General features: G+C 64.8%; 15 protein-coding genes. 6 read left to right on the top strand and 9 right to left on the bottom strand.

The genetic code is table 11. From position 1 onward, the window contains the following. The first annotated feature begins 1 nt into the window (after position 1). From AB4850_RS05965 to AB4850_RS05940, 6 genes are all read left to right on the top strand, one after another. On the top strand, positions 2-1645 hold the full coding sequence (locus AB4850_RS05965) for an ABC transporter substrate-binding protein (protein WP_414441681.1): 1644 nt from the start codon (positions 2-4) through the stop codon (positions 1643-1645). A 40-nt stretch (positions 1646-1685) separates the two neighbouring features. Further along, positions 1686-2699 carry an ABC transporter permease gene (locus AB4850_RS05960; RefSeq protein ID WP_414441680.1) on the top strand — a complete coding sequence of 338 codons (1014 nt, stop codon included), beginning with the start codon at positions 1686-1688 and terminating at the stop codon, positions 2697-2699. 13 nt (positions 2700-2712) lie between these two features. Next, a complete protein-coding gene (locus tag AB4850_RS05955; RefSeq protein ID WP_414441679.1) occupies positions 2713-3582 on the top strand; it encodes an ABC transporter permease in 870 nt (289 codons plus the stop codon). A 263-nt stretch (positions 3583-3845) separates the two neighbouring features. Continuing rightward, on the top strand, positions 3846-5552 hold the full coding sequence (locus tag AB4850_RS05950) for a dipeptide ABC transporter ATP-binding protein (RefSeq protein WP_414441678.1): 1707 nt from the start codon (positions 3846-3848) through the stop codon (positions 5550-5552). 18 nt (positions 5553-5570) lie between these two features. Further along, positions 5571-6914, top strand: a complete 1344-nt coding sequence (locus AB4850_RS05945) for an LLM class flavin-dependent oxidoreductase (RefSeq protein WP_414441677.1) — start codon at positions 5571-5573, stop codon at positions 6912-6914. Between the two features lie 51 nt (positions 6915-6965). Further along, entirely contained in the window at positions 6966-7310 is a 345-nt protein-coding gene (locus tag AB4850_RS05940) for a DUF3088 domain-containing protein (RefSeq protein ID WP_414441676.1), read from the top strand. Between the two features lie 27 nt (positions 7311-7337). On the opposite strand, the gene AB4850_RS05935 is transcribed toward AB4850_RS05940, so the two are convergent. The 9 genes from AB4850_RS05935 to tssI all read right to left on the bottom strand — a co-directional run bounded on the left by AB4850_RS05935 (position 7338) and on the right by tssI (position 24392). Next, positions 7338-8312, bottom strand: a complete 975-nt coding sequence (locus AB4850_RS05935; RefSeq protein WP_414441675.1) for a DMT family transporter — start codon at positions 8310-8312, stop codon at positions 7338-7340. 84 nt (positions 8313-8396) lie between these two features. Further along, positions 8397-9026, bottom strand: a complete 630-nt coding sequence (locus tag AB4850_RS05930; RefSeq protein WP_414441674.1) for a TetR/AcrR family transcriptional regulator — start codon at positions 9024-9026, stop codon at positions 8397-8399. A 32-nt stretch (positions 9027-9058) separates the two neighbouring features. Further along, a complete protein-coding gene (locus AB4850_RS05925; protein WP_414441673.1) occupies positions 9059-9526 on the bottom strand; it encodes an NAD-dependent epimerase/dehydratase family protein in 468 nt (155 codons plus the stop codon). Positions 9527-9792: 266 nt separating this feature from the next. After that, complete coding sequence (locus AB4850_RS05920) at positions 9793-10869, bottom strand: Imm72 family immunity protein (protein ID WP_414441672.1); 1077 nt, start codon at positions 10867-10869, stop codon at positions 9793-9795. Continuing rightward, positions 10866-12323, bottom strand: coding sequence for a hypothetical protein (locus tag AB4850_RS05915; protein WP_414441671.1), 1458 nt, complete (start codon positions 12321-12323; stop codon positions 10866-10868). The genes AB4850_RS05920 and AB4850_RS05915 overlap by 4 nt, the downstream gene beginning before the upstream one ends. Next, positions 12320-15091: a type VI secretion system Vgr family protein gene (locus AB4850_RS05910; RefSeq protein WP_414441670.1), complete on the bottom strand. Its 2772-nt coding sequence runs from the start codon at positions 15089-15091 to the stop codon at positions 12320-12322. Before AB4850_RS05910 ends, AB4850_RS05915 begins: the two co-directional genes overlap by 4 nt. 1030 nt (positions 15092-16121) lie before the next feature. Further along, positions 16122-16376 (bottom strand): Imm74 family immunity protein, encoded by a 255-nt coding sequence (locus AB4850_RS05905; protein WP_414441669.1) that lies wholly within the window; start codon positions 16374-16376, stop codon positions 16122-16124. Between the two features lie 3 nt (positions 16377-16379). Continuing rightward, the gene (locus AB4850_RS05900; protein ID WP_414441668.1) at positions 16380-21125 is read right to left on the bottom strand and encodes an RHS repeat-associated core domain-containing protein; all 4746 of its coding nucleotides are present in this window, start codon (positions 21123-21125) and stop codon (positions 16380-16382) included. Positions 21126-21191: 66 nt separating this feature from the next. Further along, entirely contained in the window at positions 21192-24392 is a 3201-nt protein-coding gene (tssI, locus tag AB4850_RS05895; protein ID WP_414441667.1) for a type VI secretion system tip protein TssI/VgrG, read from the bottom strand. Positions 24393-24562: the final 170 nt, after the last annotated feature.

Raw genomic sequence — 24562 nt, 5'->3', positions numbered from 1 at the left:
GATGCGCCGCACAACGGGGGCCATCCTCGCGTCGATCAAGTCGATCAAGTCGATCGCACCGCTCGCGCTGCTGGCCGGCTTCGCGCACGCCGCGCCGCCATCGGGCGGCACGCTGAGCTGGGGCGTGGAAACCGAACCGACCACCTTCAATCCGCAATTGAACGGGCAAGCCAAGGCCGAACTGCTGCTGCGCGCGAGCTTCGAATCGCTGCTCGCGCGCCGTCCCAACGGCGGCTACGTGCCGTGGCTCGCGCGCAGCTACAGCGTGTCGGCCGATGGCAAGACGCTGAGCTTCACGCTGCGCGACGACGTGCGCTTCAGCGACGGCCAGCGGCTCGACGCCCAAGCGGTGGCCGCCAACTTCACGCACATGCGCGACCCGGCCTATTGCGCCGGCTCCAGCTATTGCGGCATCGCCGCGCGGCTCGTCGAGGGGCGCGCTACCGGCCCGCTGACGGTCGCACTGACGCTGGCCGAGCCGTATGCGCCGTTCCTGTCGTTCGCGGCCGGCCTCAAGCTGATCTCGCCGGCCGCCTACGCGTCGCCGCAACTGAAGGCCGGCGGCCCGGCCGTGGCCGGCACCGGCCCGTTCGTGCTGGCGGCCTATCGAAAGGGCCAGGAAGCCGATTTCGTGCGGAATCCCGACTATCGATGGGCGCCGGCCACGGTCGGCCATCAGGGGCCGGCGTATCTCGATCGCGTGGTGTACCGCTTCCTGCCCGAATCGTCGGTGCGCACCGGCGCGCTGCTGTCGGGGCAGGTAGATGCGATCGAGGGCATCTCGGGCAACGACGCCGCGCTGATCGAGCGGCAATCGAACCTGCACTACCAGCGCGCGCTGAACACCGGCTCGCCCTATTCGCTATACCTGAACACCACCTGGGGGCCGACCCGCGACGTGCGCGTGCGGCGCGCGCTGTTGCAGGCGTTCGATCTCGATGGGCTGGTGGGCGCGATCTATCGCGGCAAGCGCGTGCGCGCGTGGGGCATCACCTCGCCCGTCGATCCGCTCTACGACCGCACGATCGAAAAGGCCTACGGCAACGATCCCGCGCTCGCCAACCGCCTGCTCGACGAGGCCGGCTGGACCGGGCGCGACGCGGACGGGTTCCGCACCCGGCGCGATGCGAACGGCCACACCGAGCGCCTGACGATCGACGTGGTGCAGGCGCAGGCCACCGTGCGCGACCAACGCGACGTGCTGCTGCAAGGCCTGCAGGCGCAGGCGCGGCAACGGCTCGGCGTCGAGCTGACGCTGCGCTACGTCGATGCGGGCACCTATGTCGAGGCGCGCAAGACGGGCCGCTTCGGCGCAATCCCGAACTCGAACACCGATACCGACGGCATCGATACCGAGAACCACTACCTGCCGCCCGATCGCGGCGGCGTGATCAATTACAGCCGCGCCACCGACCCGCGCCTGAGCGCGTGGTTGCGCGAAGCGGCCGGCACGCGCGACGACGCCGCGCGCGGCAAGTTGTACGCGCAACTGCAACGTTTCGCGATCGTCGAGCAGGCCTATGCGATTCCGCTCTACCAGCCCGAGGACGAGATCGCCGCCAGCGAGCGGGTGAGCGGCCTCGCATTCCGCAGTTTCAAGCAGATGCCGGATGCGCCGTACGACGTGCGCGTGCGGCCGGACTGACGCGCCCGCGTGCGTACCCGAACCTGAAGGAATCCCGATCATGACCCGCACCGCGCCGCTCGCCGGCCCTGCTTCGACGTCATCCTCGCCGCCACCGCAAACGGCGGCCGCGCGGCCCCGCCGCCTGCGCTCGCCCGTCCTCACGCGCCTGGGCACCGGCCTGCTGGTGCTGTGGTCGGCCATCACGCTGTCGTTCGTGGCGGTGCAGGTGGCGCCCGGCGACATCGTCAGCCTGTTGATCGGCGAGCAACTGAGCACACCCGAGATCGAGGCCGCGATCCGCAAGGAATGGGGCCTCGACGAGCCGGTGTGGCTGCAATACGTGCATTACGTCTGGCGCATCCTGCACGGCGATTTCGGCCGTTCGTACATCCTCAACACCGAGGTCGCGCCGCTCGTGATCGGCCAGCTGTGGCCGACGCTGAAGCTGACCGCCGCCGCGCTGGTCGTCACGCTGGTGTTCTCGGTGAGCCTCGCCGTGCTGACGGCCGGCCGCCGCTGGGGCGGGCGCGCGGCGTCGGGCACCGAGCTGCTGCTGGCGTCCACGCCGTCGTTCTGGCTCGGGATCATGCTGCTGTTCGTGTTCAGCTTCACGCTGAAGCTGTTCCCGGTGGCCGGCGACCGCGGGTTCTCGTCGCTGGTGCTGCCCGCGCTGTCGCTCGGCCTCGCGCAAGGCGCCACCATCGGCCGCGTGCTGCGCCTGGGCATCGAGCGCGCGCTCGACGAGCCGTATGCGCTGACGGTGCGTTCGTGGGGCGTGGGCGGCTTCGCGCTGCGCGCGCGCCATGCGCTGCGTCACGCTGCGCTGCCCGCCGTCACGCTGGCCGGCTGGCTGGTGGGCGGCCTGTTGAGCGGCGCGGTGATCACCGAGCAGGTGTTCGGGCGGCCCGGCCTCGGCAAGATCACCGTCGATGCGGTGCTGGCCAAGGACATGCCGGTGATCCTCGCGATCGCAATCCTGTCGGCGGCGATCTACGTCGCCCTCAGCACCGCCGTCGACCTGCTTTACCTGCTGATCGACCCCCGCCTGCGCGAACCGCGCGCACGGCGCTGACCCGGAGCCCGCGATGTCCGTCCCCCTCGACCTGCCCCTGCGCGCACGACCCGGCCTGCAGGCATTCGGCTGGCTGCGCCGCCACCCCGGCCTCGCGCTGGCCGCGCTCTACCTGTTGCTCAACGCCGTGGCCGTGTTCGCGCCGGGCTGGCTCACCCATTACGACCCGCTCGCGGCGGACCCGGTGTCGGCCCAGCTCGGCAGCAGTGCTGAACATTGGCTCGGCACCGACCAGTTGGGCCGCGACATCTATGCGCGCGTGATCTACGGCGCGCGCCATTCGCTGTCGATCAGCGCCGCCGCGATCGGCATCGCCACGCTGGCCGGCACCGTGCTCGGGCTGGCCGCCGGGCTCGCGCGCGGCTGGCTCGACGAGCTGGTCACGCGGCTGCTCGACGTGGTGTCGGCGTTTCCCGACCTGCTGCTGGCGTTGATGCTGATCTCGTTTACCGGCCCCGGCGCGGTCAACCTGGTGTTCGCGCTCGGCGTGGCGTCGGTGCCGCGTTTCGCGCGCGTGGTGCGTGCGCAAACCTTCGTGGTGGCCGGTTCGGGCTACGTCGAGCAGGCGCGCACGCTGGGCCTACCGCCGCTGGTGCTGATCTGGCGGCACGTGCTGCCGCATGCGATCGCGCAGGTGCCGGTGCTCGCCACCATCGGGCTGGGCACCGCGATCATCGGCACCTCGGGCCTGAGCTTCCTCGGCATGGGGCCGCAGCCGCCCACCGCCGAATGGGGGCTGATGCTGGCCGAGGGCCGCAACTATCTCTACAACGCGTGGTGGATCGCCGTCTGGCCCGGCGTGGCGATCACCGCGACCGTGGTGGCCGTCAACGCACTGGGCGGTTACTGGCAGCAGCGCTTCGAGCGCCGGGAGGCATCATGAGGAACGCAGCCGTTGTGCCGCCGTTGGGGGGAGCGCATCGTATCGGGCGGGTTGGCGAGGGTGCGGGTGCGGGTGCGGGTGCGGGTGCGGGTGCGGGTGCGGGTGCGTTACGCGAGCGTGGGCCTTCGTCCGGGTCGACGGGATCGTCGAATTTGCCCGACTCGCCAGCCCGGCGCGATTCTGCCGATTCGATCGGTTCTCCTGAGCGGTTCGACGCCCCCGCTCCGCGCGGCGATATCGCCTCGCCCCGTAGCGCCGGCGCCGTGCTCGCACGCATCGAAGGCCTGACGATCGGTTTCGCCGGGCGGCACGGCACGCGCGCCGTGGTCGGGCCGCTCGATCTCGAGGTGCGGGCCGGTGAATGCGTGGCGCTGGTCGGCGAATCGGGTTCGGGCAAATCGGTCACCGCGCGCAGCCTGGTGGGGCTGAACGGCGTGAACGCCGTGGTGCAGGCCGAGCGCTTCGAGATCGGCGGCATGGACGCGCGACGCTTTCGCGAGCGCGATTGGCGCGCGATCCGCGGGCGCCGGATTGGCTACGTGCTGCAGGACGCGCTGACCTCGCTCGATCCGCTCTGGCGCGTGCGCGACCTGCTGGCCGAGGCGCTGCACGACACGCCGCGCCGCGAGCGCGCCGCACGCAGCGCCGAGATCCTGCGCGCGGTCGGCATCGACGAGCCCGAGCGCCGCCTGCCGCAATATCCGCATCAGTTGTCGGGCGGGCTGCGCCAGCGCGTGCTGATCGGCACCGCGCTGGCCGGCGGCGCGAACCTGCTGATCGCCGACGAGCCGACCACCGCGCTCGATGTCTCCGTGCAGCGGCAGATCCTGTCGTTGCTGCAGGCGCGACGCGAGGCCGGCGACGCGCTGCTGCTGATCAGCCACGACCTGGCCGTGGTGGCCGAACTGGCCGACCGCGTGCTGGTGATGCGCCACGGCCGCGTGGTCGAGCAAGGCGATGCGCGCGCGGTGCTGGCCGCGCCCGCGCATCCGTACACGCGGCAACTGCTTGCCGCGATCCCGACACCAACCTCGCGCGGGTTTCGTTTGTCGCCGCAGGCGCGGGATGAGGACCTGGCGGGTAACGTCGCACCCCACGCACCCGACATAACGCAGGCCCGCCTGCCGCTGCCCCTCAAACGCATCGACACAAGCGCCCAGGTGCTGACCGTCGACGCCGTCACCAAGCGCTACGGCCACGACGACACCGCGCCGGCCGTGGCCGACATCTCGTTCACGCTCGCGAAGGGCGAAACGCTCGGCATCGTCGGCGAATCGGGCTCCGGCAAATCGACCGTGGCGCGCATCGTGCTCGGGCTGGTCGCGCCCGACGCCGGCCGCGTCACGCTCGGCGGCGAGCCGTGGAGCGACGTGCCGGAAGCCGCCCGCCGGGCGCGCCGCGCCGGCCTGCAACTGATCGCGCAGGACCCCGGCAGTTCGTTCGACCCGCGCTACACCGTCGAGCAGATCATCGGCGAAAGCCTCGACGCCGTGCGCGTGTTCGGCGACGCGCGCCGCCACCGCGTGCGGCAACTGCTCGACGAGGTGCGGCTCGGTGCCGGCTGCCTGACGCGCTACCCGCGCGAGCTGTCGGGCGGCCAGCGGCAGCGCGTGGCGATCGCGCGCGCGTTCGCACCGAACCCGTCGCTGCTGGTGGCCGACGAGCCCGTCAGCGCGCTCGACGTGTCGATCCAGGCGCAGGTGCTCGATCTGCTCGCCGATCTGCAGGCCGAACACGGCACCGCGATGCTGTTCATCTCGCACGATCTCGGCGTGGTGCATCACGTCGCCGACCGCGTGCTGGTGATGCGGCGCGGGCAGGTGGTCGAGCACGGCGCGGTCGAGGCCGTGTTCGCCGCGCCCGCGCATCCGTACACCGCTTCGCTGCTGGCGGCCCTGCCGACGCTGCCCGCCCGCTCCGCGCCCTCTTCCGTTCACCACCCGGCCGCGCCGCTCGCGTCGCCGGCCTGACCTCTCCGCTCTCACGCCATGACCTCAACCACTCAGGCATCGCCGCGCCGCGTGCATCTCGGCGCGATCATCCAGGGCGCTTCCGGCAACATGTCGGCCTGGCGCCACCCCGACGCCGTCGCCGACGCCAGCATCAACCTCGGCTTCGTGCGCGAGCTGGCCCGCCAGGCCGAGGCCGCCCGCTTCGATCTGCTGTTCGTGGCCGACGGCCTGCACATCAACGCCAAATCGATCCCGCACTTCCTGAACCGCTTCGAGCCGATCACGCTGCTGTCCGCGCTCGCGCTCGCCACCGAGCGGATCGGCCTGGTCGGCACGCTGTCCACCTCGTACAGCGATCCGTTCACCGTCGCGCGGCAGTTTGCCAGCCTCGACCACCTGAGCGACGGCCGCGCCGGCTGGAACGTCGTCACGTCGCCGCTCGAAGGCTCCGCCGCCAACTTCTCGCGCAAGCAGCATCCCGAGCACGCGCTGCGCTACCGGATCGCCTCCGAGTTCCTCGACGTGACCAAGGGGCTGTGGGATTCGTGGGAGGACGACGCGTTCGTGCGCGACAAGGCCAGCGGCCGGTTCTTCGATCCCGCCAAGCTGCATGCGCTCAATCACGCGGGCGAGTTCTTCCAGGTGGCCGGCCCGCTCAACATCGGCCGCTCGCGCCAGGGCCGCCCGGTGCTGTTCCAGGCCGGCGCGTCCGACGACGGCAAGGGCGTGGCCGCGCGCCATGTCGATGCGATCTACACGCGCCAGGAAACCATTCCGCTCGCGCAGGCGTTCTACGCCGACGTGCAGCAGCGGCTCGCCGCGCACGGCCGCGCGCCCGGCAGCCTGAAGATTTTCCAGGGCGTGAGCGTGATCGTCGCGCGTTCGTCCGCCGAGGCCGAGTCGCATTACCAGGACACCGCGCGGCTCGTGACGATCGACAACGCGCTCGATTACCTGGGCCGCTATTTCGACCATCACGATTTCTCGCGCTACGCGCTCGACGCGCCGTTCCCCGACATCGGCGCGCTCGGCAGCAACCAGTTCCGCAGCACCACCGACACCATCAAGCGCGACGCCGCCGAGCGCCGGCTGACGCTGCGCGAGGTCGCGCTCGAAGCGGCCACGCCGCGGCCGAGCTTTTCCGGCACGCCCGAACAGGTGGCCGACGGCCTGCAGGCGTGGGTGGAGGCACGCGCCACCGACGGCTTCATCGTGCGCGGCGGCACGCCCACCGCGTTCGCCGATTTCGCCGCACAGGTGGTGCCGGTGCTGCAGGAACGCGGCGCATATCGGCAGGATTACGAAGGATCGACGCTGCGCGAGCACCTCGGACTGGATGTGCCTGTCAACCGCTATGCCCAGGCACGGGATGCGGCCTGAGCGCCGCCTCAATCATTGTTTGTTGTCTTCACGAATTCAGGAATCCACACCATGAGTCGCGACCTTTTGATTCTGCTCGAACCGGGCTTCACCGATCCGGCCCATCCCGGCGAGCGCTTCGTCTGCCCCGACGGCATTCCGATCGAGGGCCTGCTCGCCTCCGATCCGGCCCGCGCGGCACGACTCGACGTGCAGCGCGTGCCGTTCGCGCGCCCGCGCCAGGCGGCGATTGCCGCGCTCGATGAAGCGCATCAGGGGCTGCCGGTGCTGGTGCTCGGGGATGAGCATCCGGCGCCGGACGATGCGCAGCGGCTTGGGGACAAGCGGTTTGTGACGGAAACGAAACGGATTCTCGCTTTGTTGGCGGAACGGCATGGGTTTCCAAAGGTGCATTGAGGAAGGCTGACGGCGGGCAGCTGCCGGTCAGGCCAACGCGGCGGCCGCCATGCGTCGAGCCCGTCGCCGCAAATACAGGTTGTTGAGAACCAGGGCAGACGCCGTAATCGCCGCACCGAGTATTTGCGCTCCGCTCGGCACGACGCCTGTCAATGCAGACACGGCAAACGTAGTCACGGGCACCACGTCCATGAACAGCACGCCATTCATCGGCCCGAGAATTCGGTTACCGGAAATCCAGCAGAGAATGGCCACGAAACCTGCGATCGGCCCCATGTAAATCAGATGCGGCGTGATCGTCCACCATGCCGTGAGCGTGGGAGCGGCGATGGCGTGCGTCGCGACGAGCAGCACATTCACGCTGATGACGGTGGTCAGGCCCAGCCATGTCGTCACGGTCGTGTATTTCAACGCCGACCATCGTGTGAAGTACGCGGAGCCGAACGTATAGACAACCCAGCAGAATGCGCCCAGAACGATGAGGCCGCTTGCCGCGTAGTGTTGTGGCGCGGCCAATGCAGCCCGAAAATCCCCCCGTGTGATGACGAGGGCGACGCCGGTGAACGAGATGACCACGAACAGAAATGAAGGAAGCGGGGGCGCGGTTCTCCGCACCAGCGCATTGAGGAGCAAGCCCATCATCGGTTGCGTCGCCATCATGATGGATGCGGCAAGCGCCCCTTGCTCTCCCGCCAGTTGCTGCCCCAGAAAGACAAACGATCCGAACCCGCAGAACCCCACCGAGCCGAGCAACCAGGCAATCGACAACGATTTGCCGTCGATTCGCAACGCGCCGAGACCTTCCCGTCTCAGCAACAGGACGACAAAGGCCGCACCGGCGATCAGGTAACGGAGCGAAGTAAAGGTAAAAGGATCGATGTAACGCAGCGCGTCCGTCATGACCGGAAACATCACGCCGAACACGATGGTCGCGACGAGGCACGCCGCAATCCCGTTCCAGTAGCCCAAAGACCTCAAAGCCAAACCGGCTGATGAATTCATGAACGATCATTCTCAAAATAGATAAAAAATTGGCATCCGCTGTTCGCGAATGCCACCGGCCCGGCTACGACACGCTCGGACGCGCTACGTCAGTGCCCGCAACGCCATCTCGACAATGGATGCGAGTGCGGCCTCGCTCATGTCGACCTTGCCGAGCACGCGTATGCCTTGAACCATGCACAGCAGGAAACGCCCGACTTCCTCGGCGTCGAGGTGACGATCGAATTCGCCTGCCTGCTGACCTCTTGCTATCGCTAGACTGAACTGCGTCGCGATCCGCTGCAACGTCGATTCGATACGTGAGCGCAGAGCATCATCGCCCGGCAGGTGTTCGATCACCGTATTGGTAATGAAACAGCCGTGGCGCTCCGACAGGTTCACGCTCACCTTCGTATAGTGCAGCAGCGCTTCGCGAAGCGCCTGCCTTGGCGGCAGATCGGCGGCCAACCGCTCCTTCAGTCGTGCAACGGCGCCTTCTGCATAACGATCGAACGCCGCGACGAGCAATCCGTGTTTGTCGCCAAACGTTCGGTACAAGCTGCCGCGAAAGACCCCGGTTGCGTCACATAGCGCATCGACGGGGGTCGCGTGGTAGCCGTTTTCCCAAAACACTCGCGCGGCAGCCTCGACCGCCTGGTCGACGTCAAATTCTCGTGGCCGCCCACGCTCGGCGGCCCGCTCGCTGCGGGGGCGGGGTGTGTCAGTCGTCTTCATGCAGGCGATATTAGGACTAATTAGTCTCAAAATCAATATTTCATGCGATGTCGATGGACCTTCATGGCCTCGATACCTTCGACCCATGACACTTCAGGCTGGTATCCAAGCTGACCCTGCGCCTTGGTCGTGTCGAGCGTGAAGTCTTTCCCGATCAGCCGCAGGAGCTGCCGGGTGATGGGGGGCTCCCCTGAACGAGACAGTGTTTTCCAGAGCCGTTCCATCAACGCGGCCATGATCCAGGCCATTCGTAATGGGATGGATCCCGTTGGCGACTTCACGTCCTGAGTATCGAGAAATGCGGCAAGGACTTCACGGAACGTTCGCGCCTCGCCATCGCTGACGAAATAGGCTTCGCCGCCCCGCCCTTTTTCGATGGCCAGTTCGACCGCATGGCAGACGTTATCGACATGCGCGGTCGACATGACGGCTTCTCCGTGGTTCACGAAACGGAATTGCCCTGCCTTGACTGCATCGACCATTCCCGAAAGCATGGGCATGCCGGCTCCCCAGATCATGGGCGGACGAATGATGCGGATTCAACCCGTCGATGCAACATACGTGGAGCCACGAGGCGGCAAGGAGTGTTGCCATGAAACAGAAACGGCAGATCTACTATACAGATAGCCAGAAGGCGGTAATGTGGGAGCGCTGTCGAGAGGGCGAGTCGCTGCAGAAGATCGCTCAGTTCGCACACGCACGGCGGAAAGCCGGCTCATCATTTCGGGCCCAGGGCGCGTGCCATGCAGCGATATTCCAGAGAGATTCAGGCCTGCGGTTGCGGATCCGCATAGTGCCAAATGACCATGCCCCATGAGGTGTGGCGAGGGCCTGGCATCGGCTCTCCGGCTTCGACATGAACCGAATCCTTCACAGCCGGACTTTGCCAACGACCGGTACGCGGACACGTTTCCCCGGGCAAGGCTCGCAGACTCGTTGGTGCGACGGGTTGGGGGAAGTAGGTCGACTCTTCCTCGGGGAGGGTACCGTCCCGATAACGCGTGTCTTCCCATAGCAAGCGCCAGCGCACGTCGTACTCGTCGTTCGTGCCTTCCAATAAATACGTGTGAGCGCTGCTGCCCTTGAGGAAGTAGCTCGGGCAGCCAACTTCGTCGCCTGGAAACCATGGTTCCCAGATACCCTCGACCGGTATCTCCTCTCCGCTACCGACCTCGCCTGCACTCGATTCATTGTTCGGCGGGCAGGCGTCGAGATTCGCCGGATAACTCCGCCCCGGAGGCCAATATCGCCAGGCCGGAAAAACGTGGTCTTGAAACAACGATTCGTATGTCCAGTGTCTGAAAATGCGACGCCCCCCATCGGCACGCTTTCCATAAGAAAGATATTCGGAAAAATCAAACCCGATCGTGCAATTGAGTGCTTTGCAACTCAATTCTTCAATCCAGGCACCCTCCGCGTAGCCGGCCGCATAGTCGAAATCCGAATACCTTGAATCCCTTAAACCAAGCGCATGAAAGAAGGGATCGTACGTTCGCCCTATCTCGTGGGCACTCCGACCGAACAAAAGCTCGCCGCCTTTTTCACTGCCTGCTATGAGAAGACCATAGGCCGATCGCTTATCGCCCCCCTTCGATAAAATCTCAATACCGTCATCCATCCGTGCCAATGCAGGCAGAAAATCAGTGACGTATGCATCCTCCAGCTCCTGCTGATTCGGGCTCGGCGCATCCAACTGTCTTGCATAGGCGCTCAAAAAATCCCTGTATAGATCGACGGCATTCCTCAGGAACGTCACGCTCGTCCATTTTTTCAGCAGATAAAATGCCTTCGATCGCGCGTCACGCGCCTGCTCGTCAGTCATGGTTAGCGTATTCAGCATCATGGATTCGATTCTTTTGACGATTGTTTACCCACATCGGCACCGGCACGAAGTGCATAACCTTCCTGCCTGATCTTGGCCGATCGTTCGTGTTCCTTCAGATAGAGCGCACGCGCGTTGGCTTCATCCGGCAAACGCACATCGGTCCAGTGCGTCCGCTCGGCTTTGACCATCTTTTGGATCCACGCCTCCACCGGCTTGTTGGATGGATGTTTGAAATCCACAAAAAATTGGACATCGCCGCCCACCAGCAAGCGCATCGTGGCCTCCGTACCTTCATCGTCCCATTGTTCTGCAATGCGTCCCGCCCACAGACGCATCCCATCCCAGTCCTTCGGTACGTCGATACCGAGCTTCTCCATGGCCTCACGCGTCGGCACCTTCATCTGCGCAAAACTGCCATTCATGCTCCATTCATGCTTGATTGCACTTTGATTGCGCCAGACGGTCCCGTTAGGCGCCAGGCTATCGGCCCAGAACTTCCCGGGGATTGTCCACGGTTTATCCAGCCTTCGGCTATCTACCACGCGAATCATGAGCTCACCCGGCGTACGCGTAATCGCCTGAATAGGGGCTTTCACGCTGAATGTCCCAATTGCTTCGTTTATCTTCAACTCCGATAGATCGGGCCACCCCTCTTTAGGGACGTAATGTTCCTTGCCAGCCGGCCTGTGACCTAAACTCTTCGTTTGCTCGGCAGCATGCGCAAGCCGTGCCTCCTCAGTCATTGCCCGGCTAGTGCCCGGACCAACTCTCACGTCCGCCCAAGTTCCCGTGACCAGATGGCTGCGCACCTCGTCCAGCAACTGCGTCAACTTCTTTATACCCTGCACGATCCGGGTGTCGCCCAGCTTGCGCAATTCATCCAGCTTCGGCAACAAGGACCGGAGATATTGCGCTACCCGTGTCGGGATGACGGAACCCAAGCGGTTCAGGATGAAGTTGAGTGACTTGCCGATGCGGTCGAGCAACGTCCCGAACGCCTTGAGCACGAGCCCCTGATACTGAGCGAAATCCAGCTTCCTGAACCATTGCACCGCATCGCCGAAACCAGCCTTGCGGATCAGCGCGAGGATTTCCTGGCACAGCTTGACCAGATCCTCTGACTTCTCGGCGGCCCGCATCAACAGCTTGCCGACGCCCTTGAGCAAACCTCCCGCCACGGGCACGACGGCGAGCAGACATAGCACCAACGATACCCATTCCCACTCGTTGTCGCGGTCCTTCGGGTCGCAGCACAGGCGCAGCGTAATGGCGATCGCATCGCGTGCGGCCGTGACTTCGCCCGCGACGGGGAACATGCTGACGACTGCATCGACGATGATCGCGCCGGTATTGCGCTTTTGCGAAAACTCTCCGGCCACGGCGCCCGTCACGGTATCGCTCACTGCGGTCGCGCCGCGCCAGAGATAGCCGCCGACCTGGGACGCGGCCTGGCTGATCCAGCTCGAACTCATGCCTGACCTCCCTGCATCCGCTCCAGCGAAGCCTGCATGTCGTAGTCGTCCCAATCCGACTTGAAGGCCGGATTTTTCTCCGTCGCCTTGAGTTCGTAGGGGCGGCTATCCTCGCCCAATTCGATGCGGCCGGTTCCGGACGGCGCGTTGCTGAGATCGGCCACCCCCTGGTTGTCCACGGTGCCCGAGTAGGTGCCGCCGTCGTGGTAGTGAATGGTGAACTTGGCGCCTTGTACAGGCGATTCGTCGTGGTACTGGTAAAGCAGGGCGGCCTTGCCGCGCGACGTCGGCGCGAGCGGTAGCGGATAGTCGATTTGCGTCGGCCCAGCAAACGTATGCTGCGCCCCCTTGATATCGATTGCCCCCGGTGCATGAATCTCGATGTTGCCGCCCTTGAGCCGGATATAAGCCCCGCCCGACGTCAGCAGGATCTCCTGCTGCGCCGCCACCTCGATCGTCTGCGTGGCGGACAACACCTTGATCGCTTTCTGCGCCGTGACTTCGATATTGTCCGAATGCGCCTGGATCTCGACCTTGCCCTTCCCCGCGAACAGCTTCATCCCCGCGTTCTGCACAAACAGGCTGATCTTCTCCGCGACGCTCGCCACCAGCGACTTCCCGCTCGCGACGAAGGTGCTCTGCCCGCTCACCAGATTCGTTTGCTCGTCGCTCGACAGATGCAGGGAATTTTGCGTCGACAGCGCGATGCTGGCTGGACTCGCCACCAGCATCACCGGCTTCTTGAACGCGTTCGCGCTTCCAGTGCCGCCGCCCGCGGTCCGCCCACCCGATTGCGCACCCTGCACGCTGTCCTGCGTCGCGTCGGTGAACGCCTTCAGCGCGTCGTGCCCCTCGTCGAGGCTTTCGGCCTGATGCGTCTGGCTGGCCTGCGACATGGCCTCGATCACGCTCTCCGCGTTGACTAGTTGCTGTTGCGCCTCTCGGACGTCGAGCGGCTGGCTATTGGCCGGCTTCGAATAGGTCGTAACAAACAGCCCCTGCGAGGCGCGCACGGCGCCGTACGTATCCGTCCTCAAATCGAAACCCGATCCAAGATACGAACCACGCGTATTGCCGCTTTGATCGATCAGATAACCCAGATGCAGCAAGCTGTTGGCGCTGCTGCTCATCAGTTGGACGCGATTCTGGCCGGTCGCGTCGTCCATCACCATTTGGTTGTAGCCGCTGCCGCCATACTCCTTCGAACGGTGACCCGAAAGAATCCCGTTGCTATGCCATTGCGGGTTGACCGAACCGTTGTACACGCGATGCAAAACTATCGGCCTATCGCAATCTCCTCCGACATAGCCGATCAAGACCTCTTCGCCGACGCGCGGAATATGCACACCGCCATAGCCGCCGCCCGTATCCGATTGCGCAACCCGGACCCAGCACGAAGCACCCGCGTCGCCTGGATTCTGTCGATCCCAGACGAACATCACCTTTACCCGGTTCAGTTCGTCCGTATATACCTCCTCACCCTGCGGACCTACGATGATCGCCGTCTCCAGGTGCATCTCAGGCTTCTTGTGTTCGAACGGGCTACGATACGGCACCGTGGTACGTTGTACCTCGGCTTCCACGAGGTAAAAGCCCGCCGAACCGTCCGCGTGATTGACGACTCCGCCGAGATAATCCGCCTTGGCCTTTGCCAACTCGCTTTGCAAGCTATGGGGAAAACTGGCCTCGTGGTCCGCCAACGGCAGGTTATTCTCGATGAAACGTCGAACCTTGATCGCAGCGAATTCACGCTGTTTTGCTGGGTCGCGATCGTGCTCCGGATGACCGTTCAATTCAAATCGCAAGCCGGCATCGATGCCACGCACGCCACCCGCTGCAAAGAACCGTTTCGCGCGCGACTCCCACTCCTCCAAGCGAATTTTGGAGAGATGTTCACCGCGATCCTGGCGGCCATACGTGTAGGCACCAGTGTATTCGTAGACCTCCGTCTGCTCCGGCAAAGCCCCCTGTCCAGCCATGGTGGGCAGTGTGGTTCCTTTCGGATTGGAGGTAGACGACGGCGCTTTGTAATCGAACGTACGCGTCGTATGCACCGAGCTCTGTAATGTCCGCGAACCCGACCACTGCGTGAACGCGTCCACTTCGCTGCCCGTGCCAGACCTGTAAAACTTAACGGAATTAACCGAGATGTCATCGAGCGCAGGCAGATCATCGGTCACGACCAGCGTATGCGACTTACCGTCCTTGCTTTGCCTCCAGAAGCCAAACAGCCCTTCCTCTTCCATCAAGCGATGGACAAAATTCCAATCGGATTCGCTTTGGCGACAGTACGAGCGCGACAGCAACGGCTTCGACAACACGAACTGGAACCGCCCATTCGCCTGTGGGTGCGCATTAAATACGTCCGTGATGATGGCGTCGACGCTCTGGTCTTGCCAATAACGCATATCGCGACGGAATTTGAGGAAGTGCATCCACGAGGCGAACGCTAATTGATAGCTTGTCTGACTGCCCTCGGCACCGAGTCGGCGAGCCGTATGGATGTAGCCGTTAATCGGCAAGTAGGACTTGTCCGCCTGCTGAATCCACAGCGTCATCGGCTGAGCAATCAGGGTTTTCAATTCAACGTCGCTGGCCGTCGACACCAAGTCGAGCGTTACACTGAAGTCACGGCCAAGCTCGGAATAAGTCACAGCACGACGCGGTACGAGCGTGTTGTCGGGCAGTGACGGAACGTCCGTCTTCAGTAGACGATCTTGCTGGATTAACCCGCCCCGAAGCGCCTGAATCAAATCAGTCAAGTTCATGTGCTGCCTAGTTTTTGTTCACGTCATGCCCCGCAGGGCGTTCTCTCATAGGGACGGCGCCCTTTGTATACATTGGCGAGGAGAGCGACCAGGGCCGGTTGTAGCCATCCTCTAGGCATCGAAAGCGATCGTGGTCCGCTGCCAGCGATTACAACAACGAACGCGCCACCGACACGTGTCGCTATGATATTGCAAGAGAGGACCCTGTGAACCGACGTCTGCCGCGTCGCGGCATCTCGTCTCTCACCATATCTTTTTTTGACCGAAATCGACTGCGGATTAACCTGCTCGACGCAACAATTTCATCTCCTTCCCGCATCTGAACGACAGGACCGAAATACAGGATCTTGCTGCCGGCTTCCCACAAGGCTTCCTGGAAGCGTGGCGCGAGCGCGGCCTGCTTGACGGGATCAATTATGCGCAAATTGACGTGGACATACGCCGGCGTGGTTTCTCGGTGGAATGTGCGCGGATCAGGCGTTTTGCATCAATAAGGCTTCCTGATCGACTGTGGGCAGCGAGGCCTGATGGTTTTTCTGATTGTCATGATGACCATCACGGTCAAACCCCTACCGAACCACCCTGTACCTGAACGATTTGGCGTCCACCGCCGGCGTAGGCCTTTCATAGCTCGGGTTGCATCTGAAGCTCAGCAAGCCATCAACCAGCGAGACCGAGCATGAAAATATGATCCCATCGTCGTCCGCGTAATGGTCGAAATCGAAGAAGGACACCCCACCGAACGAGAGAACGCATTTCATTACGCTCCGCATTCCAGACTGACGATCGAATTTCAGGATCACGCTTGCCCGATCATCAGGACCACAATGCATCGCTCCCTGATCGTCCACAAACCGGCCGCCCGCAAACTCAACGGACGTAACACACGAGTCGTGCAAGTGACCCGCTATTTTCAAAAACTCGTCGATGGATGCTTCGCTATCAACAGCCTGCCAATTGTCATTCGACATAACGGCCCCGTGTGCTCAAGCCAACGTCATCCTCCGGGATGCGGCGAAACCAGCGGCCCTCACTCGAAATCCACCCCCATCCCCTTCCCCGCGAAATACCCCTTGATCGCCTCGACGATCTCCTGCCGAACCGCCTCGCTCACCGGCGCCTTCTTCCCTTCCGATTCCACCTCGTTGATGGAATTCAGATACACCACAAACGCCGGATCACCCGGCTTGGACACCAGCAACCCCTCCCCCAGCACCCGGGCCTGCTGCGAGCCCTTGCTCAGAAGAATATCGCCGCGCGAAACGTGAGTGACAACGAAGCTCATCGCTTACCTCTGAAAAATAGTCGTAACTTCCTTGGTACTCGGGTCGATGGTCTGAATCGTCTTGACGTTCGGATTGCTCATCAACGTGCCCTTTTCGTACCCTTCCCAGACATTGCCCGGCCGCAGTTCCTTGCCGATCACCCCGCGCACCAGGCCGCATGTGCCCTGAGCATACGCCTTCGACATCTGCCCCCACTCGTTGACCACGGTCGGATTATTGGCGTCCCAGGCAGGCATCTGGACTTTCTGTTGCGCGAGCAACATTTCCAGCGTGGTGCCGCCGTTGGCCTTGGCGATTTCGGCGGCAGGGTCCATGCCCCCCACGCCATTGGTCCGGCCCGACCAGAAGAACGCGGTATCGGGCTGCGTCTTCATCAGCTCGGTCGGCCGCGAACGGAACTGGCCGTTGTCGCTCTCGCGCCAGCGCTGGGACTTGTCGCACCAGGTCGGGCTCAACCCGAACGGATCGACCTGCCCGGTCGGCACCACGGTGTAGAGATACGCGTTCGCGCCGCCCGACAAGCCGATCGGGTCCTTGCTGATATAGCGGCCCATCCGCGGCGCGTAGTAGCGGAAGCGGTTGTAGTGCAGCCCGGTTTCCTCGTCCCATTGCTGGCCCTGGAAACGCAGCGCGTTGTGCACCACGCCGCCGGTAGCCTGCGACACGCGCGCGATCACCTCGGCCGCCTCGCCCCACGCCTTGTACTCGGCCTCCCAGACGATCTCGCCCAGTTGATCCGTCATCAGCTTCGGCGTGCCGATCTGATCGCAGTGGTAGTAGAACACCGTCGCCGGCCCCGCTGCCTCGCGATACGCCAGCAGCGGATCGTCCTCCGGGGTGTAGCGATGCTCGGCAGTCCACTCGGGCGTGTCGATGCCCTCTACCGCCGCGGTCGCGAATTGCGCCAGCGGCACGAAGCCGTAAGGCTCGTAGAGGTAATGCGTGCCGCCCGCCGCGCGGCTCTCGAACGCCAGCTTCTGGCCATCCCATCCGTACACGGTCCGCTCGCCGTCCACGTCCTTGCCGATCCGTCGGCCGAACGGATCGTAGTAGTACTTCGCTTCGTGATGATGCTGCGCCCCCGCCACGCTCGCGCCCGTCAAGCGGCCGAAACCGTCCCAGTCGTAGCGATGATGGGCCTCGGGCGAGCGCATCTCCACGAGGTTGCCCCGCTCGTCGTAGCTGAAGTGGCTGCCCGCGTACGTCGTCAGCAGATTGCCCAGCACCGGCGAGACCGCGGCCGGCAAGCTGTTGTCGGGGCCTCTCAGGATGGTCGGCCCGGTTCGCGCTTGCTCGGGGTTGGGCGTATCCAGCAGGTTGCTGGCCGGATCGAACGCGAAGCGCTCGTTGCCGGCCGGCGCGAGCGCCTCCACCAGCCGGCCCACCGGGTCGTAACGGTAGGTGCTCACGCCCTTGCGGTTGTCGTCGATCTGCGCGAGATGGCCCGCCGGATCGTAGCGATAGCCGCGATCGATGAACGGCGCCCGTGCACCGAGACGCTGCGCCGTGCGGGCTTCGAGCCGGCCGGCCGGATCGTATTTGGTCTCCTCGCCGACGCGGTTGGCCAGCGTGCGCTGCACCTCGCGATGCAGGTCGTCGCGCTCGAACTGGATCAGTTCCTGGCCGTCGAGCTGGATCTCGTGCACATGTCCCGAGCCGTACACGAGCCAGTCGATGCGATGGCCGTCCGGGCGCACCGTGCGGATGCGCGTGCCGTTCTCGTCGTAGGCATGACGCCAGACGTAGCTGCGGCGCCGGCCTTGCCAGCGATGCTCATGGTGCTCGCGCACCAGGTTGCCGGCGCTGTCGAAGAAGTGCTGAATGCCGCCGTGGCGGTTCTGCGCATCGACCAGACGCCCGTTGGCGTCGTACATGAAGCGCTCGTCCTCGTCACCCGCCACGCGCCGCACGAGCCGCCCCGCCTCGTCGTATTCGACCTCGGTGATCTGCTGCGCAACCTGCGACGACACGAGCCGCCCGGTGGTCGGCGCGTAGACGTAGCGCGTGCTCACGCCATCGAAGCCGGTCTCCTCCAGCAAGCGCCCGCCCGCATCGAAGCGGAAGCGATGGCTCGCGCCGTTGGCGTCGGTCAGCATCGACAGGCGGCCGAGCGGATCGTAGCGGTACTGCATGGTCTCGCCCAGCGCGTTGCGGCGCGTGGCGAGCCGCCCGGCCACGTCGTAGCTGTAGCGCGTCGCCCGATCCATCGGGTCGGTATGCACCAGCAGGCGGCCTTCGGCGTCGTAGTCGAAACGCTCGGTGCCGGCCGCCGATTCGGTTGCGGTCAACTGTCCGTTGGCGCCATAGCGGAACGTCGCGCCGCCGCCCGCCGCGTCCTTGCTTTCCAGCACGCGGCCGCGCGCATCGTAGCGCCATTGCGAGGTTTTGCCGGAGCAATCGGTGTAGCCGGTAAGCTGGCCCGCGTCGTCGTAGGCGAGCTGCCGCGTGCCGCCCCGCGCATCGGTCACGGCGACCAGTTGCCCCTTGCCGTCGTAGGTGTTCTTCGTTTCGTGGCCGAGCGGATCGGTCTGCCTGACGAGGTTGCCGGCGTCGTCATAGGCATGCTGCCAGCGTGCGCCCTGCGGATCGACGATCGTGATCAGTTGATCCTTGCCGTCGTACGTCATGTGCGTCACGCTGCCGTTGCGGTGCGTGAGCGCGATCAGGTTGCCGCGCGCGTCGTAGCCGAAACGTTCGACGCTGCCGTCCGGGTAGATGTGCTGGGTCAGGTTGTGATTCGCGTCGCGATAGAACCATTCCTCGAGGCCGTCCGGCTGAATCACGCGGTACGTGTAACCGTCGATGTCGTAGTAATGGCTCGTGACGCGGCCGAGGCCGTCCGTGACCTGCACCAGCCGGATGTTCGGATCCCAGGCGAGGCGCGTTTCGTAGCTGCCGTCGTCCGCGTACTCGCGCACGCAACGCGCCTTCGGCCCGGTGCCGTCCCATTCGAGGTTCATGCCCCGGCCGGTGCGATCGGTGTAGCGCGTGATCAGATGGTGACGATAGCGGTATTCGCGGCGATTGCCGTCGCGATCCACTGCCGCGATCAGGTCGCCCTGCTCGTCATAGTGGTAGCTGGCGAGTGCGCCGAGCTTCTCGCCATCGGCATCGATATGCAGCGCGCTGGCGAGCCGCCCTTTCGCGTCGTGGGTCAGCAGCACGCTGCCCTGCTCGTTGGCCACGCGCGCGAGCCGCCCGGCTTCGTCGTACACCAGCACGATCTGGTTGCCGTTGCGGTCGCGCAGGAACGCCAGGCGGAACACGTCGGCATGCCGCTCGTACACCTCGATCAGCTTGTGGCCGCGCGTGAGCGCGAGCCATTGATCGTCGAGCCGCGACAGCGTCAGTTCCTCGCCGAAATCGTCGTGCGATTCGCCGGCGGCCAGCAGCGGGTAGTCGAGGCTGCGGCCGGTCGCATCGTGATACACGAGCTTTTGTTCGGCCTCCCGAATATCCAGGCGCGTCGTGTACGGCGTGACCCAGCGCGCGCCCAGTTCGCCGTCGTCGTAGGCGGACAGGAACGAGCGGTAGGTGCGCAGCCAGACGATCGGCAGCACGCCCGGCAGCGAGAAATCCTCGTGCGCGAACAACTCGTCGCCGAGCGCGAAGCCGATCGAGGACGGCGAGCGGCCCGCCGCCGCGCCGCCGCCGCAGGTCTTGCAGGTGTTCGCGCCGGGGTGCTTGGCGGCCGCCTGGCTGGCGATCGTTTCCAGTTCGCCTTCGGTCTTCTTGAGCTCGGCCTTGACGGTGCCCGCTTCCTTGATGCCGACCACCTGGCCGCGATGGGCCTTCAGCGCGCGCCACTTCTCCACCGCGATCGTCAGCGCATTGAGCAGCCACATCAGGCCGCCCACATCGGAACTATTCAAGCCCTTGATCTTCGCCGTCACCATCGGGATCGCGCCGCGCGCGGTGGCCGCCAACTCTCGCAGTTTCGCGTTGGTGGAAGGCGAGACCAGGTTGGCCGCCTTGGTGGCGACGTTCGCCGTATCCTTGACGAGTTCCTTCGCGCCGTCCTCCAGATACGACCACAGGCTGTGGGCGATCTTGCTCGCGTCGTGCGCGGTGAAGCCGTCGCCGGCCTGCTTCAGATGCTGCGCGGCCGCCCGCTCGTTGCCGGCGGTGTCGAACAGCGCGCCCGAGGCGGCCTTCTCGAAGATCTGCGCGAGCCCTTCGAGCAGTTGATGCGCATGGTTCGCGCAATCGTCGAGCAGTTGCTGCAGCTTGGCCTTGACCTGCTGGACGAAGGCGTCGATCTCGCCCGCGAACTTGGTGCTCAGGTGCGAGACCAGCACCGAGATCACCGCATCGGCGATCATCTGCGCGCCGCCTTCGGCCACCGCCACCGCGCTGCGTTCGAGCTCCTGACGCGCCAGCTTGAGCAGCGGCCGCGCGCCCATGCGGAATTCGCCCATCACCGGCGGGATCGGGATGATGCCGATCAGGTCGATGCCGAGGTTCAGGTAATCGAACACATCCTTGTGCTGGGACTCGATCAGCCGCTTGATGTCCATCACCACGTCAACGGCCGAGATGATGTTCGAGACCACCGGGATATAGCTGGCCAGTTGTTCGACGCGCGCCAGCGTGACGTAGCCGTCGCTGACGCTCTTGAGCCACTGGTCGAAATTGTCCAGCGCGCTGCCGACGTCTTCCTTGGCGATCGTCACCAAGGGCATGATCGCGACCTTGGTTTCGTGGCTTTTCTGCGGCGCGGCCGGCGCGGTGGTGGACGGTGTGCTCATCGTTATCGGTTTCTTATCGTCGGTTGTGCTTATCGCTGCGATGGTTGTGCTTGTCGCTGCGATGGATCAGACCAGCCCCTTGATGGCAGGCAGCGCGCCACGCGCCGACTGCACCAGCGACCCCACCTGCTGGGCCGCGCCCGCCATCGGGCTCGCGCCGGCCGACGGCAGCAGCTTGCTCACCATGCCCGGTGCGGCGGCGAGCGGGTTCGAGGCGATCGAGGCCAGGCTGCCCAGTTGCGAGACGTTCTTGCCGGCCGCCCCGAGCAGGCTGCTCACGCCGCTGCCCAATGCACCCGAGGCACCGGACGCCCCGGTCAGGCCGGCCACGGCCGAGCCGGCGCCGCCCAGCGCCGAGGCCATCGAGCCCGCGCTGCCGACCGCCGACAGCGCGGAAGTCGCCCCGCCCAGGCTCGCGCCCGCTGAAGCCAGCCCGGCCGCCGACGACGCGAGCGAAGCCGCCCCCGCCGCCGCGCCGCCCGCCGCCGGCAACAGCGAGGCCAGTTGCGAACCGGCCGCGGCGCTGCCGCCCGTGGAGGGCGCGAGCGGCCACTGCACGCTCTTGAAGTAATTGGCCGGCTGCGACGGGTCGCGCGGATCGGTGCCGAACTGCACCTGCGCCGCGCCGGGCGGCAGGCCGCTGACGGTGGTGCGCCCGCTGGCGTCGAGCGCGCCCTTGCGCAGCAGCGAACCGTTCGCGTCGAACACCGAGAACTGACCGCCCTTGACGGCCTCGCCGTTGGCGTACTGATGCAGCAGGTTGAGCTGGCCCGGCTGGTCGGGCCGCGCGGCGGGCAGCGGGTAACCCTGGCTGGCCGGCCCCGCGAACAGGTGCTGCGCGCCCTTGACGTCGATCTTCCCCGGCGCGTGGATCTCGATGTTGCCGCCCGACAGGCGGATATACGCGCCGCCCGAGGTCAGCAGCACTTCCTTGTCCGCCGCGATCTCGATCTTCTCGGTCGCGGAGAGCAGCTTGAGGGTTTTCTGCGCGGTCAGTTCGATGTTGTCGTCCTGCGCCTGGATCTCCACCTTGCCCTTCGCCGCGAACAGCTTCATGCCCGCGTTCTGCACGAACAGGCTCAACTTCTCGCCGACGCTCGCGATCAGCGATTTGCCGGCAGCCACGTGGGTGCTCTGCCCGCTCACCAGGTTGATGTGCTCGGTGGCGGCGGCATGGATCGATTGCTGCGACGACAAACCGATCGCAGCCGGGCTGCCGAACACCATCACCGGCTGCCGGAACGCGTTCGCGCTGCCGGTGCCGCCGCCAGCGGTGTTGCCGCCCGAGGCGGCGGCGCTCGCCACCGTGTTCTGGGTTGCGTCGGTCAGCGCACGCATCGCGTCGTGCGCATCCTGCAGGCTTTCGGCCTGATGCTGGACGCTGGCGTCCGACATCGATTCGACGATGCTTTCCGCGTTGACGAGCTGTTGCTGCGTTTCCTTCACGTCGAGCGGCTGGGTGTTCGCCGCCTTCGGATAGGTCGTGACGTACAGGCCCTGGCTCGCGCGCACCGCGCCGTAATCGTCGGTGCGCAGGTCGAAGCCGCTGCCCAGGTAGCCGCCGCGCGAATTGCCGCTCTGATCGATCAGGTAACCCAGATGCAGCATGCTATTCGCGCTGCTGCTCATCAGTTGCAGGCGGTTCTGGCCGGTGGCGTCGTCCATCACCATCTGGTTGTAGCCGCTGCCGCCGTATTCCTTCGAGCGATGGCCCGACAGGATGCCGTTGCTGTGCCACTGCGGCTTCACCGAGCCGTTGTACACGCGATGCAGCACGATCGGCCGGTCGCAATCGCCGCCCACGTAGCCAACGATCACCTCCTCGCCCACGCGCGGCATGTGCACGCCGCCGTAGCCGCCGCCCGTGTCCGACTGCGCCACGCGCACCCAGCAGGACGCGCCTTCGTCGCCCGGATTCAGCCGATCCCAGACGAACATCACCTTCACGCGATTCAGTTCGTCCGTGTAGACCTCCTCGCCCTGCGGCCCGACGACGATCGCCGTCTCCAGGTGCATCTCCGGCTTCGGATGCTCGAACGGGCTGCGATACGGCACCGTGGTGCGCTGCGCCTCGACTTCGGCCAGATAGAAGCCGGCCGAGCCGTCGTCGTGCGGCACCGGGGCGCCCGCGTAACCGGCCTTGGCCTGCGCCACGGCCGCCTGCAGGCTGTGCGGGAAGCTGGCTTCCTTGTCCGACAGCGGCAGGTTGTTCTCGATACAGCGCTGAACTGAGATCGCAACGAACTCTCGCTGGTTCGACGGATCGCGGTCATGTTCGGGATGCCCGTTCAGATCGAAGCGCAGGCCCGCGTCGATGCCGCGCACGCCGCCCGCCGCGAAGAACCGTTTCGCCCGCGACTCCCATTCTTCCAGGTGGACCTTCGACAGGTGCTCGCCCCGGTCCTGTTTCGAATAGGTATAGGCGCCCGTGTATTCGTAGACCTCGGCCTGCTGGGGCAGATCGCCCTGGCCCGTCATGGTCGGCAGCGTCGTGCCCTTGGGGTTGGCCGGGTCCGCCGGCGCCTTGTAGTCGAACGTGCGGGTGGTGTGCGCGGTGCTCTGCAGGGTGCGCGCGCCGCCCCATTGCGTGAACGCGTCGGTTTCGCTGCCGGTGCCCGCGCGGTAGAACGGCACCGGGTTCGGCGACGCCACGTCGAGCTGGTGGAGGTCGTCGGTCACGACCAGCGTGTGCGACTTGCCGTCCTTGGCCTGACGCCAGAAACCGAACAGCCCTTCCTCCTCCATCAGCCGGTGGACGAAATTCCAGTCGGATTCGCTCTGCCGGCAGTACGAGCGCGACGGCAGCGGCTTGGACAGGGCGAACTGAAAGAAACCTTGCGCCTGGGGATGCTGATTGAATACGTCGGTGATAATCAGATCGACCGATTTATCCTGCCAGTACTTCATATCGCTTCGAAAGCGTAAAAAATACATCCATGAAGCGAAACCGAGTTGATAAACGGTAAAACTTCCATCTGCGCCAAGCCGACGCGCCGTATGAATGTAACCATTGACCGGCAGATACGATTTATCGGCCTGCTGAATCCAGAGCGTGATCGGCTGGGCGATCAGCGTTTTCAGTTCCACATCGCCCGCGGTGGAAATTAGGTCGAGCGTGACGCTGAATTCGCGGCCCAGCCGCGACGTGGCCAGCCCCCGGCGAGGCACCATGGTATTGGCCGGCAGGGCCGGGATGTCCACCTTGATCAGCCGGTCCTGCTGAATCAGCCCACCCTGGATGGCCTGAATTAAATCGCTCATGTTCATGCGTCATCCATGTTGTTGTCGGCCTGATAACGGCTTGGTTTTTTTCGGGCGCGGCTTCCCGGTGTCTGATTTCGGCGCGATTATACCGGCAATGGGGATTGGGGGGAATTGTTGGGGAATAAATGGCGGGGGATTAATTCGGGAGGTGTGTGAATATATTGCGACATGAA

Origin of the sequence: Burkholderia sp. 22PA0106 (genome assembly GCF_047497155.1) — a bacterium.
In the GTDB taxonomy this organism is placed as follows: domain Bacteria; phylum Pseudomonadota; class Gammaproteobacteria; order Burkholderiales; family Burkholderiaceae; genus Burkholderia.
The sequence above is the reverse complement of the archived record's forward strand: the minus strand, read 5'-3'. Positions and strand labels throughout refer to the sequence as shown.

Bases quoted from the DNA above. Each gene is read 5' to 3' on its own strand.
- AB4850_RS05965 (WP_414441681.1), top strand. From the start codon at position 2: ATGCGCCGCACAACGGGGGCCATCCTCGCGTCGATCAAGTCGATCAAG.
- AB4850_RS05960 (WP_414441680.1), top strand. From the start codon at position 1,686: ATGACCCGCACCGCGCCGCTCGCCGGCCCTGCTTCGACGTCATCCTCG.
- AB4850_RS05955 (WP_414441679.1), top strand. From the start codon at position 2,713: ATGTCCGTCCCCCTCGACCTGCCCCTGCGCGCACGACCCGGCCTGCAG.
- AB4850_RS05945 (WP_414441677.1), top strand. From the start codon at position 5,571: ATGACCTCAACCACTCAGGCATCGCCGCGCCGCGTGCATCTCGGCGCG.
- AB4850_RS05940 (WP_414441676.1), top strand. From the start codon at position 6,966: ATGAGTCGCGACCTTTTGATTCTGCTCGAACCGGGCTTCACCGATCCG.
- AB4850_RS05935 (WP_414441675.1), bottom strand. From the start codon at position 8,312: ATGAATTCATCAGCCGGTTTGGCTTTGAGGTCTTTGGGCTACTGGAAC.
- AB4850_RS05930 (WP_414441674.1), bottom strand. From the start codon at position 9,026: ATGAAGACGACTGACACACCCCGCCCCCGCAGCGAGCGGGCCGCCGAG.
- AB4850_RS05925 (WP_414441673.1), bottom strand. From the start codon at position 9,526: ATGCCCATGCTTTCGGGAATGGTCGATGCAGTCAAGGCAGGGCAATTC.
- AB4850_RS05920 (WP_414441672.1), bottom strand. From the start codon at position 10,869: ATGATGCTGAATACGCTAACCATGACTGACGAGCAGGCGCGTGACGCG.
- AB4850_RS05915 (WP_414441671.1), bottom strand. From the start codon at position 12,323: ATGAGTTCGAGCTGGATCAGCCAGGCCGCGTCCCAGGTCGGCGGCTAT.
- AB4850_RS05910 (WP_414441670.1), bottom strand. From the start codon at position 15,091: ATGAACTTGACTGATTTGATTCAGGCGCTTCGGGGCGGGTTAATCCAG.
- AB4850_RS05905 (WP_414441669.1), bottom strand. From the start codon at position 16,376: ATGAGCTTCGTTGTCACTCACGTTTCGCGCGGCGATATTCTTCTGAGC.
- AB4850_RS05900 (WP_414441668.1), bottom strand. From the start codon at position 21,125: ATGAGCACACCGTCCACCACCGCGCCGGCCGCGCCGCAGAAAAGCCAC.
- tssI (WP_414441667.1), bottom strand. From the start codon at position 24,392: ATGAACATGAGCGATTTAATTCAGGCCATCCAGGGTGGGCTGATTCAG.